Source organism: Curtobacterium sp. Arg-1 (genome assembly GCF_025643395.1).
Classification (GTDB): Bacteria; Actinomycetota; Actinomycetes; order Actinomycetales; family Microbacteriaceae; genus Curtobacterium; species Curtobacterium poinsettiae.
On sequence record NZ_CP095731.1, the window covers coordinates 2,789,247 to 2,803,699 of the forward strand.

Below are 14,453 nucleotides of genomic sequence, written 5' to 3' on the forward strand. Positions count from 1 at the left end.
CGCCATGAGAGGACGACCAGGGGGCTATTCGCGCAGGGCACGCACGACCCTCGGTGGACGTCCGGGCCTGCATCGGTGTCACGTTTCCGCGTGGCGTCGACGCTGCGCTCTACGCTGCAGTCGTGCCGACAGTCGCGTTCTACGGAGACTCCATCGTCACGGGGTGGCGCGGGATCAGCAGGACGGAGAACCGGTGGTCGACGATCGTCGCGAAGCGTCTCGGGTGGGGTGCGCTGCACTTCGCGATCGACGGTGTCGGCTTCGTGCGACGTCGCGGGATCGACCGATCGGACGACGGAGCGACGCTCGGGCTGCTCTCCGATGTCCTGGCCTCCGGCGCGGACGCGTGTGTCGTCGCGCTCGGCGTGAACGACTCGGTGATCGTTCTCGGTCGGGAGGACGACGTGCGCGCGGCGATCGCCCGGGACCTGGAAGCTCTCCACGGGCGATTCCCCAGCGGTCGGCTCGCGGTTCTGGACCTGTACTCGCCGTACGGGACGGACTACCCGCCGGGGTGGCGGGCGGTCAGGAGGATCCTGGACGAGGAGACCCGACGAGTGGGTCTCTCGCTCGTTCCCGGGCTCGCCACGGCGATCAACCGCAGCCCCGCGCTGCTCTGCTCCGATGGCGTGCACCCGAACGACCACGGCCACGCCGCCCTCGCCGCAGCGGTCGAGCCGCAACTGCATTCCGTGCTCTCGACGTGACGAGCGCGCGGGCTGCCGTCGTGGAGTGCGCCAGGAGGCGGACGGGAGGACCGGTGCCAGCTTGCACCGTCCCTCCAGGCCCGGCTGCTCACGCTGTCGCTGCAGGGACGCTGGCTGCCGTGTCGCGGCGGACGTCCGGCTGCACCGGTTCGGCCCCCTGTCGGTCCATCCTCCAGGGGCGGATCGGGGTCGGGTGCGCCGCCGCGATCGAGGCAGCCGCCCGGCGACCGGCGTTGATGGTGACGGTCCACGCCGTCGCGAGCCGCGGGTCGGCTGACTGCGCCACGGGGCGCCATCCGAGGAGGGGAGCTGCCGTCGTGACGCCGGCCGATGCCGCGGCGACGCGGAGCCCCGACGGTTCGCCGCGCAAGCCGACACCGACTGACTTGAGGAGTGCCTCCTTGTCGGTCCACACCTGGACCCGGTGGACGAGGCCATCGCGTCCGGTCGGCATCGCCGCCCGCTCTGACGGGTGCAGCGCGTAGTCGTCGAACCCGTCCCACAGGGTCTCGGGGTACTCCTCGACGTCGACCCCGAGCCGAGCCGCGTCATCGCCGACAGCAACGAGCACCAGTCGTCCAGAGGTCGAGGTGGACGCGGAGGACCCAGCGATACGAGGGCGACCGTGCGGCGCGCTGCAGTGCTCGCAGGTCCGGTCCACCGGGACGGACGCGGCGTCGGACCACGAACGGCCCTGCACGGCGCAGGCCAGGAACCGGAGCGCGAGTCGCCCGGCGAGGGTCCGCCGTCGATCCAGGTCTGCTCGCCTGCTGTCGGCAGCGGCACGATCGGCTGCGCTGACGAGCGAGGCAGCACCCGCGCCGCCCGTCGATCCGAGCAGGCGATCCCCGGTGGCGAGGACGTCGTCGACGGTGGTCAGCAGGAGATGGATCACCGCTTGCTGATGCGTCGGTACTGCACGACGGCGATGGGTGCGAAGACAGCGATGATGGCGACGCAGCACAAGGACGCGTAGAGCAGCGCGTTGTCGGCCGGCCATCCGTGCCCGACGGCGAACCCGGACGGCGGTTCGTTCCCGAAGCCCCGCCGCACCGCGGTGGCGACGGCGGTGACGGGGTTCCACTCGGCGACCACCCGGAGCGGACCGGGGAGCATGTCGGCGGACACGAACGCTCCGGAGACGAAGCACACGGGGAACAGCCAGAGCAGGCCGAGGGACTGTGCGACCTCGACGCTGCGAGCGGTCAGCGCGATGAACGCCCCGATCCAGGACGTCGCGAACGCGAAGAGCAGCAGCAGCCCGAACGTCAGCACCACGGACCCGATGTCGGAGTGCACACGCCAGCCGATCACCAGGCCGCACGCGATCACGACGACGATCGAGATGGCGTTCGTCATGAGGTCCGAGGTCGTGCGCCCGAGGATGACCCCGACCCGCGACATCGGCAGGGCCCGGAACCGGTCGATGAGGCCCGTCTGCAGGTCCTTCGCCAGGTACACGGCGGTGAAGGACGAGTTGAAGGTCAGCGTCTGCGCGAGGACACCGCCGATGAGGAACTCGCGGTAGTCGTCTCCGCCGAGTGCGTCGGCGAACACGAACCCGAGGATGAGCACGAAGATGATGGGCTGCGCGACACCGGTCACCAGCGCCCCGGGCGTTCGGCGGACGCCGAGCATGTTCCGTCGGGCGATGACCCGGCCGTCGCGGAGGACGCTCGCGATGCTCATCGGCTCGCCTCCGTCGGTCCCCCGGCGATCACCGGGTCGGGCTCGGAGGACCTCGCCCCCACCGCTGCGACGGGCGCGTCCGGATCAGCTGGCGTCCCGGTCAGCTGCAGGAAGACCTCGTCGAGCGTCGGCTGCCGGAGTGCCGCTTCGGACGTCTCGAGCCCGACGGCTCGGAGTGCGCCGACGACGTCGAGGAGATCACTGCTGCCTCCGCCGGCACCGACGGTGAGGCGACCCACTCGCCTGTCGACGGCGGGTTCGTGACCCACCCGACGGACAGCGTCCACGGCAAGGTCGATGTCGCTACCGGGGGCGAGCACGATGTCGAGCCGTGCTCCGCCGGTCTGGGCCTTGAGTTGCGCGGCCGTGCCCTCTGCGATGATGCGTCCTCCGTCGATGACCGCGATGGAGTCAGCGAGCTGGTCGGCTTCCTCGAGGTACTGGGTGGTGAGGAGCACGGTGGTCCCACCTGATGCCAGCGACTCGATCGCGTCCCAGGTGTCGCGACGACCGCGGGGGTCCAGCCCGGTGGTCGGTTCGTCGAGGATGACGACCGGGGGCCGGGCGACGATCGCCCCGGCCAGGTCGAGCCGGCGGCGCATCCCCCCGAGTACGTGCCCGCACGTTTGTCGTCGGGGACGTCGTCGAGGCGGAACTCCCGGAGGAGCTCACGTGCTCGAGCCTTCGCGTCCTTCCGACGCATGCCGTACAGCTCGCCGACCATCGTCAGGTTCTCGAAGCCGGTGAGCTTCTCGTCGACCGCTGCGTACTGGCCGGACACGCCGAGACGCTGTCGCACGGCGTGGCCTTCGGTCAACACCGATCGTCCGGCGACGAAGGCGTCGCCGGAGTCGGGCTGCAGCAGCGTCGTGAGGACGCGCACGGTCGTCGTCTTGCCGGCGCCGTTGGGCCCGAGGAGCCCTTGCACCGTGCCCTCGGGCACCTCGAGTTCGACGCCGTCGAGCGCCTGGTGGGTCCCGAACCGCTTCGTGATCCCTCGTACGGAGATCACGACGCGACGCGGGTGCTCTCGAAGGACGGTGTGATGTCGTGCCAGTGCTCCGACACGTAGTCGGTGCACGCCGTCTTGACGGCGGGACCGAACACGGCGACCCACCCTCGGGGAACGTCGGCGAACTCGGGCCAGAGCGAGTGCTGTCCGGCTTCGTTCACGAGCACCCGGAAGGTGCCGTCCTGATCGTCGAACGGGTTCGTCACGGTCGATGCTCCTCTGGGTCAGCTGCAGGGGTGTTCCCACCTGGGTCTTCGGAGCCGGCGCCGAGTCGGTTCGCTCTGCGTGCGTCGGTGTGTCGGACGTTCTCGAGGAGGTGGTCGAGCACCGGTGCGACGTCGTCGAGTGCCCGGTCGGTGAGCATGTCCTGGTGACGGGCTCCCACGGAACTCGACGTCACCGTCCCGGTGACGAACTGCTCCCACACCGCGGGGGCCGGACGGTTCGCGGGGACGTCCTCGGTCGCGGCGAACACGTGGAGATCACCGTGGACGACGGGGACCGGAGCGTCGTCGAGGAGCTCCCCGAGCCGGCGGAACCGCCGCACCATGCGGTCGACGACGGGGCCCGGAACGTCGGCCAGCGGGTTGCCAGCCTCAGCGAGGAGGGAGAGCACCCGTTCGCCGTCGAGGTGGCCAGCAGGAGGCGTCACACCGTTCGCGTCGAGGAAACCGCGCCACATGTCATCGGTGTCGGCCACACCGTCGAACGCTGATGCTTCGGTCGGGTACGCGTCGAGCACCGCGAGGAGCGCCACCTCTTCGCCCTCGGCCTGCAGCCGCGCCGCGATGTGGTGCGCAAGCCGGCCGCCGAACGAGTACCCGGTGAGCAGGTAGGGGCCGTGGGGTTGCTCGCCGCGGATGGCGGTGACGTACTCGGTGAGCAGCTCGTCCAACGATCCGGCCGTCGCGGGTTCCGGACGGTCCGGCGCGATCCCGGGCATCTGGACGCCGAGGATCGGTCGGGTCGTGGCCAGACGAGCGACGAACGTGGAGAACTTCCACGCGACGCCGCTCGCAGGGTGCACCGCGAACACGGGGGCACCCTGCCCGGTGGGCCGGAGGGGCAGGATCGTCCGGAGCGACTCCGCCACGTCCGCACCGCCGGACTCGACCAAGGCGGCGAGTCCGGCCACGGTCGGCGCTTGGAAGAGCGCCTGCACGGGCAGGTCCGCGTCGAGGGCTTCGTTGACCGCCTGGATCGTCGGCTGCGCGACGAACGAGTGACCGCCCAGCGCGAAGAAGGAATCGTCGGCGCGGACGCCGTCGACACCGAGTGTCGCGGCGAACGCCGCGGCGATCGCGAGTTCCGCGGGTCCGCTCGGAGCCGCCCCGGCACCGCCACCGATCCGGAGCTCGGGGAGTGCCCGCACGTCGACCTTCCCGTTCGGCGTCAGCGGGACGGCGTCGATCGCCGCGATCCCAGCGGGCACCATGTAGTCGGGTACACGGGAGCGGAGACGGTCGGACAGTGCGGTGAGGAACGCATCGGAGGCGACTCCGTCCGTCACGACCCAGGCGCCGAGTTCCGTGCCGCGTGCGGTGTCGACCGGACGGACCACGGCGTGCGTGACGCCGCCGGCACCGCGCAGGACCGCCTCGACCTCGCCGGGTTCGACACGGTGGCCACGGATCTTCACCTGCCCGTCACTGCGGCCCAGGGAGACGACGCCGGGACGCTCGTCCCCGTCGGCGTCTCGTCGGACGACGAGGTCACCGGTCCGGTACATCCGCGATCCGTCCGAGGCGAAGGGGTCGGCCACGAACCGCTCGGCGCTCGAGCCGGGCCGGCCGCGGTAGCCGTGCGCCAGCTGCTCGCCCGCCAGCCACAGCTCACCGACGCTGCCGACCGGGGTCGGGCGCAGGCGGGAGTCGAGGACGTACCCGACGGTGTCGACCGTCGTCGCGCCGAGTACCGGGGCGGGGCTGTCGGCCACCCTCGCCACCATGGAGTCGACGCCGACCTCGGTCGGACCGTACAGGTTCCACGCTGCGACGGCCGGCCGGTCGCGCAGCCACGACCAGAGACCTGCGTCGAGCGGTTCGCCACCGAGCAGGAGCACGAACGGGTCGGCCTCGTCGCGGTCATCGAACAGCGCTTCGAGCTCCGTCTGTCCGGCGAGGGCGGTGACGTAGCTCGGCGTGGTCTCCCACGCACTGATCCGACGCTCGGCGAGGAGCGCGACGAGGGCCTGGGGGTCGCGCCGGGTGGAGTCGTCGACGACGTGCACCTCGTGGCCTGCTGCGAGCCAGACCACGGGGTCCATCGCCGCGTCGAACCCGACGCCGGTGGTGTGCGCGACGCGGACGCGTCGTTCCTCGGGGTCGGGCAGGAGCGTCGCACGGTGGCTCGACAACAGCGCGGCCAGCGCGCGGTGCGGCACCTGCACGGCCTTCGGCTCGCCCGTCGTACCGGACGTGAACACCAGGTAGGCGGGGTCGTCGAGCCGCGGCGGCTCGACGCGCGCCGGCACGGCGGGCCCCGATGCCGCATCGTCGTCGATCCGGAGCAGCCGGTCCGACGGTACGCCCGCGTCGGACGCTGCGAGGGTCGCCACGTCCGCAGGTGTGGTGTCCGTCGTCCCGCCGCCGACGCCGTGGTGCAGCACCAGACGCACGTCGGCGCTCCGCAGCATCGTGGCGATCCGGTCGCGGGGCAGCTCGACGTCGATCGGAGCGGCGACCGCGCCGGCGCGCCATGCCGCGAGGAGCGCGGCGACGGTGTCGACGCCACGGCCCAGGGGCAGCGCGACGACGTCGCCGCGTCGGAGCCCGGCGGCGATCATCCGGGCCGCGATCCCGTCGACGCGAGCGTCGAGTTCCGCCGTGGTGAGCGAGACGCCTCCGGCCACGACGGCGGGTGCGGTCGGGCGGGCGGCGACGGAGTCGGCGAACGCCTCGAGGATCGACTGCTGCCGGTGGTCGGTCGCGGCCGGCCAGGCATCGAGGCGCCCGGTGCCGGCCTGCACGGGGACGTCGAGGAGCGGCCGCCGGGGGGCGGTGGCCGCTGCTGCCAGGAACGCCGTCCACCGTTCGACGAACCCTCGCGCCGCGCGATCGCTGAACATCGACGCGTCGTACTCCAGGACGCCGTCGACCTCTCCCGAGGAACGCGGGCGCAGGACGAACGACAGGTCGACCTTGGCTGCTCCGGTGCTGTCGGGCTCGAGTCGGTCGGTCGTCACGCCGGGCAGCGAGATCGAGACCCCGCTGTCCTCCTCCACCGAGAGCATGGTCTGGAAGAGCGGGTGTCGTCCGAGTCGACGTTCGGGGGCCATCGCCTCGACGATGCGCTCGAACGGCACCGACTCGTGCTCGATGGCGTGGAGTGTTGCGGCTCGGGCCCGTTCGATGGTCGCGACCAGGTCCGGTGCGTCGGTCATCCCGATGCGCAGCGGCAACGTGTTCACGAAGAAGCCCACGAGGTCAGCGGTGTCCGGGTCGGACCGCCCGGCGGACGGTGATCCGATCACCACGTCGTCACCGGCACCGATGCGGTGCAGGTAGCCGGCGAGCCCGGCGAGCCACGCGTGGAAGCTGCTGGCCTGCGCCTGTCCGGCAGCGGCGTGCACCGCGGAGACGACGTCCTCGGGCAGTGTGAATCGCAGTTGCCGGGCAGCTCGGGTCGCCGACTCCGGCCGACGTCCGTCAGCAGGCAGGGCGAGCTCGTCCGGGATGCCGGCGAGCTGCTCGACCCACGCCGACAACGACGCGTCGTGCCGTCCACCGTCGGATTCCAGGAGGGCGCGCTGCATCCGCGCGAAGTCGGCGTACTGCACCTCGAGCGGACGCTGCACACGCGCCGTGCTCCCGGTCCGCGCGGCGTACGCGGTGGCGATGTCGCGCGCCAGCGGGCCGAGCGAGGCCCCGTCCGTGGCGATGTGGTGGATCAACAGGTCGAGACGCCACTGCTGGTCTCCCGTCGCCACGAGCCCGGCCCGGACAGGCAGGTCAACCGTGAGGTCGAAGCCCGCTGAGGTGTCTACCGCGTCGCTGGTGACGATGCCCGGCACCACGTCGTGGATGCGCTGGACCGGCTGACCGTCGACTTCCGGGTACGTCGTCCGGAGGATCTCGTGCCGGACGACCACGTCGTCGACGGCGTCGGCGAACGCGTCCGTGTCGAGATCGCCGCGGAACGTCGCCTGCAACAGCACGGAGTAGTCGGTGGAGGTGGGGTCGAGCCGGTTGAGGAACCACAGCCGCGCCTGGTTCGGCGACAGCGGCAGCTGCTCGCCTTCCCGTCGCGGGTGCTGCGCGGCCCACGCGCGGAGCGCCGGGTCGGTCTGCCGGTCGCCCTGCTGGGTGGCGGCTCCCGCGGATCCGACCGCGGCGAGGAGACCTGCCGGGGTGGGGGCGTCGAAGATGCTGCGGAGGGGCAGCGTGGCACCGAGTTCGTCCCGGACGCGCCCGATCAGCCCGACCGCGAGCAGCGAGTGTCCACCGAGCGCGAAGAAGTCGTCGTGCATGCCGACGTCGCGCACACCGAGCACTTCGCCGAACACCCGCGACATCGTCCGCTCGTCGTCGCTCACGGGCTGGCCGTCGCCGCCGGTCGAGGTCGGTTCGGGCAGCGCGGCGGTGTCCACCTTGCCGTTGGGGGTCAGCGGGATCGCGTCGACGACGGCGATGGCCGAGGGGACCATGTAGTCGGGGAGATCGGCGGCGACGGACCGGCGGACACCCTGTTCGTCGACGGTCCCGACGACCCACGCGACGAGCCGTGCGGTGTCCGGTCCGCCGGGCACGACGACACGAGCAACGGCAGCCTCGACGCCGTCGATCCGTTCGAGGGCCTGGGTGACGTCGGCCAGCTCGATCCGGTACCCGCGGAGCTTGACCTGGTCGTCGTCACGGCGGAGGAAGTCGAGTTCCCCGGTGACGCGGCGACGCACGACGTCGCCGGTGCGGTACATACGGGTGCCGTCTCCCTGGGGGTCGGCGACGAAGCGGCTGGCGGTCTCGGCGGACCGTCCGCGGTAGCCGTGCGCGAGGGAGCTGCCCGACAGGTAGAGCTCTCCCTCGACTCCGGGCGGCACCGGCTGCAGGAAGTCGTCCAGGACGCGGGCCGTCACGTTCGCGATCGGCCGTCCGATGGTGACGGCGCCGGGCTCGATCCGCGCGACGACGGCGTCGACCGTGCTCTCGCTCGGTCCGTAGAGGTTCCAACCGTCGATGTGGTCGGCTGCGGCGACCTCGTTCCAGAAGTCCGCGGGGACGGCTTCTCCGCCCACCGCGACGGTCAGGTGACCGTCGTGCTCCGCGACGGCGTCGAAGAGTCCGACCGCGGCCAGCTGACGGGCGTACGACGGCGTGGTCTCGATCACGTCGATGCCGTGCTCGACCACGTCCCGAACGACCGTCTCCGCGTTCGTCCGGGTGGCGTCGTCGGCCACCTCGAGCGTCGTGCCGGCGACGAGCCAGACGATCGGGTCCCACGCCGCGTCGAAGCCGAGCCCGGACAGGTGCAGCATCCGCGGGGCTCGACCGCCGACGCGGTCGCGGACCGGACGGATCATCGCGTCCTCGTGCTGCGCGAGCACGTTGGCGAGTGCCGCGTGGGACACCTGCACGCCCTTCGGCGCCCCGGTGGTCCCCGACGTGTAGACCAGGTAGGCGACGTCCTCCGGTGCAGGGGCGACCGGAGCTGCGGCGTCGCCGACGTCACGGTTGAGCGCCGAGGGCGCGACGACCTGCACGGGCACCCCTGCCGCGTCGGCGACCGACCAGGTGCGCTCCGCGTCGTGGGCGACCACGACGGTCGGTTCCGCCCCGGCGAGGATCTGACCGATGCGCGCGTCCGGGTAGGCGACGTCGATCGGCACCGCCACCGCACCGGCCCGGAGGACGCCGAGCACCACCGCGATCGCGTCGGAACTGCGCCGGAGCGCGACGGCGACGCGGTCACCCCGACGCACGCCGAGGCGCGCCAGGTTGGTCGCGACCGCGGTCGTCTGCACTGCCAGGTCGGCGAAGGACACCGTCCCGGCGGTGTCGACGAGTGCGTCTGCGTCGGGCGAGCTCGCAACCGTGGTGTCGAGGCGGTCGAGCACGGTCCCCGTCACGACGAACGTCCGGCCACGCGACTGGTGGTCGAGTTCGAGGGCGGTCTCAGCGTCCACGTTCGGGATGTCGGACAGGCGACGGTGCGGACCCTCGACGAAGGCGGTGAGCACGCGGTCGAGCGCGTCGCGGAGCCGCGTGACGGTCGTCTCGTCGAACAGTGTTGCGTCGTACCCGAACGTGACGACGAGTCCACCGTCGTCACCACCGGGGGTCGTCACGTCGAGGAGCAGGTCCGTCTTCACCCCGGCACTGGTGGACTGGGCGGGAACCGTCACCGCGACGTCGCCGAGATCGAGGGCCGCCGGCCGGGTGTTCTGCAGTGTCAGCATCACCTGGAACACCGGGTGACGACCGACCGACCGGGGTGGCCGGACGGCGTCGACGACAGCATCGAACGGGACATCCTGGTGGGCGTACGCCGCGGAGTTGCCCGATCGGATCCGTTCGAGCAGGTCCTCGACGCTCGGATCACCGTCGAGCGAGGTGCGGAGCGCGACGGTGTTGACGAAGAAACCGACCAGGTCGTCGAGCTGCGCGTCCGTCCGTCCGGCGACCGGGGTCCCGATGACGACGTCCTCACCCGCGCCGTGCTGCTGGAGCACGGCGACGACGGCCGCGTGCAGCACGATGAACAGACTGGTGCGGTGGTCCCCGGCGAAGCGGCGGAGCTCGGCGTGCCGCGCGGGGTCGAGGGTCAGCTCCACCGCACCGACGGCCTGTCGGACGGTTCCGTCGTCGACGGAACGTGCGCGGTTCCGGGGCAGGGAGATCTCGTCCGGCGCGCCCGCGAGTGCCATCCGCCAGAACGCCAGCTGCTGGGCGAGTTCGCTCGAGGGGTCCTCGGCGTCGCCGAGCTGTTCCCGCTGCCACAGTGTGAAGTCGGCGTAGTCGACCGGCAGCGGCAGCCACGCTGGTTCGGTCCCGGCGACACGGGCCGCGTACGCGGTTCCGAGGTCGCGGGCGAAGGGTGCGAGCGACCACCCGTCCGACGCGATGTGGTGCATCGTCGCGACGAGCACGTGGTGGTCGTCGTCGATGCGGAGCAGCACCGCGCGGAGTGGAGTCTCGCTCGTGACGTCAAACCCACGCGTCGCCTCGGCGCGGACGACGTCGTCGATGCGGTGCTCGGGGACCGTGACCGTCAGGAACGGCGGTTCGGCGGCAGCACCCTCGAGGACCTGCTGCACCGGCCCGTCGCCCACGAACGGGACGATCGTCCGGAGCGGCTCGTGCCGCATCGCGACGTCCACGAACGCTGCGCGCAGGGCCTCGGCGGACAAGGGACCGTCGAGGCGGAGCACGACGGGGATGTTGTAGGCGGCGGAGTCCGGTTCGAGGCGGTTCAGGAACCACAGTCGCCGCTGCGTGAGCGACAACGGCATCGTGCCCGGGCGCGTCCTCCGTGCCAGGCGGGCTGCGCGATCGGTCGGCGTGCCCGTGTCGAGTGCTCCGACGAGAGCAGCCACGGTCGGCCGTTCGAACACGTCCCGCACGGTGATCGTCCGGTCGAACTGTTCCGACAGACGCGCGGCGAGCCGGGTTGCCAGCAGGGAGTGGCCGCCCGCTGCGAAGAAGTCGTCGTCGATCCCGACCGCGGAGACCCCGAGGACCTCGGCGAACACCGCAGCGGCGACGCGCTCGTCGTCGTTCCGTGGCGGCAGCACCGTGCCGGAACCCGACAGCTCGGGCGCTGGCAGCGCGCGACGATCGAGCTTGCCGTTCGGCGTCACGGGCATCTCGCGGAGCGCGACGACGACCGAGGGGACCATGTAGTCGGGGACGTCGGAGCGCATGCCCTCCCGGACCGCCGCCGGGAGGTTCCCGAGGTCGCCGTCGGAGGTGACGTAGCCGACGATGCGACTGGAAGGACCCTCGCCCAGCACGACGGCCGCTGCGAGGTCCACCCCGGGGTGGCGGATCATCGCGGCCTCGACCTCGGCGAGCTCCACGCGGTAGCCACGGATCTTGACCTGGTCGTCGATGCGTCCCACGAACCGCAGGGACCCGTCACGGCGACGACGGACCACGTCTCCCGTGCGGTACATGCGGGAACCGTCGGCGGAGAACGGATCAGCCACGAACCGCTCGGCGCTGAGCCCGGGCTGTCCCACGTAGCCCTCTGCCACGTTCGCCCCGGCGAGGTAGAGCTCGCCGACGGCGCGGTCGGGTACCGGTGTGAGGGCAGCGTCGAGGATGTAGTGCCGCGTGTTCCGCACTGACGAGCCGATGTGCGGCGGGCGTCCCGGTTCCAGCACTGCGGTGAGACTGTCCACCGTGGCCTCGGTGGGGCCGTAGAGGTTGATGGCGTGCACGTCGTCGCGGTGGGCCAGTGCGTCCCACAGGGCCGGGCCGACCGCTTCGCCGCCGACGGCGATCTCCGTGGGGTGGACATCGGCGTCGAGCATGCCCGCGGCGAGCAGTGCCTCCGCGAAGGACGGGGTGGTCTCGATGGCGTCGATCCGGTGGCGGACGAAGTACTCGACGAGTCGCTCGGGGTCACGGCGCACGTCGTCGGCGACGACGTGCAGCTCATGTCCGGCGAAGAGCCAGAGCAGCGGATCCCACGCCGCGTCGAACGACAGGCCAGCGGTGTGCGCGACGCGGAGCGGCCGGCTGAGCCGCGCTTCGGCCGGGTCGAACATCTCGGCCCGGTGGTGCTGGAACAGGTTCCGCAGGGCGGCCCGGTTCACGCCGACGCCCTTCGGGCGCCCGGTGCTCCCGGAGGTGAAGACGATGTAGGCGAGCGCGTCCGGGGTGATCGCTGGCAGAGCGCTCGGGTCGTCCGTCCGGCGTCGCCACACCGTGGTGTCGGCGTCGACCGGGAGCGAGGGGACCTGCCAGGAGGCGCCGGCGGCCCGGTCACGGACGAGCTGCGCGCTGCTCGTGAGGACCAGCGTCGGACTCGCGTCCTCGATCATCCCGGCGACCCGGTCCGTCGGGTACTCCGGGTCGAGCGGGACGTAGACCGCGCCGGCGCGCAGCACGGCGAGGACGAGCATCGGCAGGAGAGCACTTCGCTCGATGCGGACGGCGACCCGGCTCCCGGGCACCACGCCTTCGCGGATCAGGTGGTGCGCGAGTCGTGTCGCGTCGGCGTCGAGCGCCGCGAACGTCGTCGTGCCGTCCTCGGCGACGACGGCGAGGTCGTCCGGGCGTCGACGGGCGACGTCGGCGAACGCCTCCATGACCGGTTCCGGGTCGAGGGTGACGGTCTCCCCGGCACCTTGGCCGAGGAGGAGCGGGACCTCGTCCTCGTCGAGGATCGTCGCGCCCGTGACGGTGAGACCCTCGGGGCAGCCGACCACACGGTCGACGAACGCGAGAAACCGGTCCGCGTGCTCGGCGAGACTCGCCGTCGTGTGGAGCTCGGCGTCGCCTTCGAGCTGCAGGGTTGCGGTGGCAGCGTCGCTGGACAGCCCCGACAGGACGATGGAGAGGTCGTGGACCGGACCCGTCGAGAGGATGTTCACCGCGCCGACGGCGTCGGCGAAGCGGATCTCGTCGATGACGGGCAACAGGTTCACCGAAGGCCCCGCGTGCCGAGGTGCCCCGGCGAGGGACTCGACGCGGAAGCGCTGGTGTCCGACAGCGCTCCGGACGACGTCGCCAGCATGGGCGATGATGTCCGAGATCTCGGCGTTCGCGGGGACGTCGATCCGCAGCGGCAGGATGTTCGAGAGCATGGACGGGGTGCTCTTCGCCACTCTTCCCCGTCGGGCGGTGACCGGGAGCCCGAGCGCGACACGCTCCTCCCCCGTGATCTTCGCCATGTACAGGGCGACGATGGCGACGACGGTCTTGGGGAGGTCCCGGCCGAGTGCTGTGAGGCGTGCAGCACGCGCGTCGTCGAGGGGCACGGCGACCCGCACGATGGACCTCGCGGCCGACCTCGCGGTGCCCTCGAGGCCGGCGACCGTTGCGTCGTCGTCCAGTGCGCCGCGCCAGTAGGCCTCGTCGGCGTCACGCTGCGCGGATGCTTCGTACTCGGCGATGTCACGGTGGAGTTCGTCCAACCCGGGAAGCACCGACGGCTGCCGGGCGGCGAGGTGTGCGCGGGGCTCGGCAGCGACGTCGAGGCCCCGGCTCGACGGTGCGGGCTGCGAAAGACGGGTGTACACCTCGGCCATGTACCGCAGCGCGATGACCGCCGAGTAGCCGTCGAGCAGCAGGTGGTGCACCCGTTGGAAGAGCAGCGACCGGGTGTCCGTGATCTGGAACAGGACCGCGCCGAACAGGTCGTCACCCTGCAGATCGCGCGGGGTCTCCATCGCCCGGTCCATGGACGCCATCGCCTCGGAGAGCGCCGCCTCCGGATCGAGGTGACGCAGATCGACGACCTGCACGACGTCGTCGGTCGGACGCGGACGGACGATGACCCCGTAGGGACCGTCCGCGTCCGACCGGACGCGCATGGACAGCGCGTCGAGGTCGGCGACCACCGTGTTCAGCGCGATCCGGACGAGCCGCTGGTCGAGCGCGCCCCGGAGGTCGAGGTACTGCCCGATCTGGTACGTCGCGTTCGACGGGTCCAGCTGCTGGGCGTACCAGATGCCTCGTTGCGCGGAGGTCAACGGGACGCGGATGCCGGCCTCCTGCTCGTCCCGGTCGCCATGGTGGTGCTTGCTCGTCACAGAGAGACTCTTCCTGTCGGGACGCGGCCGCTACCGGGCCGGATCGCGGTTCCGCTGGTTCCGGTTCCTCTGGGCGCTACTGGAACTGACCGATGCGGAGCGAGTCGAGGATCCCGCCGATGTCGATGAGCGGGCCCTGGACGAGGGGGCCCTGGATGAGTGCCGGGGACGTCGCGTTCGTGGAGGTGTCCTCGGCGGCGTTCGCAGCGGTCGCGTTCGTTGCGAGACCGCCGAGCGTCAGCGCCACGGCGATGGTCGCGGTGCTCAGGATGCGGGTGTTCTTCTTCACGGGAAGCTCCTCGTCGACTGTCGGCGGCCGGACTTCGGCCACCGTGGAGTCGTTCGGGGC

General features: G+C 71.7%; 7 protein-coding genes and 1 pseudogene. 1 reads left to right on the forward strand and 7 read right to left on the reverse strand.

Annotated elements, in window-relative coordinates:
* Positions 1 to 122: 122 nt before the first annotated feature.
* On the forward strand, positions 123 to 707 hold the full coding sequence (locus tag MXD64_RS13240) for an SGNH/GDSL hydrolase family protein (protein WP_162243012.1): 585 nt from the start codon (positions 123 to 125) through the stop codon (positions 705 to 707).
* 88 nt (positions 708 to 795) lie between these two features.
* On the opposite strand, the gene MXD64_RS13245 is transcribed toward MXD64_RS13240, so the two are convergent.
* The 7 genes and pseudogenes from MXD64_RS13245 to MXD64_RS13270 all read right to left on the reverse strand — a co-directional run bounded on the left by MXD64_RS13245 (position 796) and on the right by MXD64_RS13270 (position 14,393).
* Positions 796 to 1,602, reverse strand: coding sequence for a 4'-phosphopantetheinyl transferase family protein (locus tag MXD64_RS13245; protein WP_056070424.1), 807 nt, complete (start codon positions 1,600 to 1,602; stop codon positions 796 to 798).
* Complete coding sequence (locus MXD64_RS13250) at positions 1,599 to 2,396, reverse strand: ABC transporter permease (protein ID WP_017888437.1); 798 nt, start codon at positions 2,394 to 2,396, stop codon at positions 1,599 to 1,601. The genes MXD64_RS13245 and MXD64_RS13250 overlap by 4 nt, the downstream gene beginning before the upstream one ends.
* Positions 2,393 to 2,998 (reverse strand): hypothetical protein, encoded by a 606-nt coding sequence (locus tag MXD64_RS17775; RefSeq protein ID WP_317629868.1) that lies wholly within the window; start codon positions 2,996 to 2,998, stop codon positions 2,393 to 2,395. Before MXD64_RS17775 ends, MXD64_RS13250 begins: the two co-directional genes overlap by 4 nt.
* Positions 2,999 to 3,057: 59 nt before the next feature.
* A pseudogene (locus MXD64_RS17780) lies at positions 3,058 to 3,477 on the reverse strand (ATP-binding cassette domain-containing protein); the annotation flags it as partial.
* Positions 3,405 to 3,614, reverse strand: coding sequence for an MbtH family protein (locus MXD64_RS13260; protein WP_017888435.1), 210 nt, complete (start codon positions 3,612 to 3,614; stop codon positions 3,405 to 3,407). The gene MXD64_RS13260 and the pseudogene MXD64_RS17780, both read right to left, overlap by 73 nt.
* Entirely contained in the window at positions 3,611 to 14,104 is a 10,494-nt protein-coding gene (locus MXD64_RS13265) for a non-ribosomal peptide synthetase (RefSeq protein WP_263136556.1), read from the reverse strand. The genes MXD64_RS13260 and MXD64_RS13265 overlap by 4 nt, the downstream gene beginning before the upstream one ends.
* A 76-nt stretch (positions 14,105 to 14,180) precedes the next feature.
* Entirely contained in the window at positions 14,181 to 14,393 is a 213-nt protein-coding gene (locus MXD64_RS13270) for a hypothetical protein (protein WP_139179817.1), read from the reverse strand.
* Positions 14,394 to 14,453 lie beyond the last annotated feature (60 nt).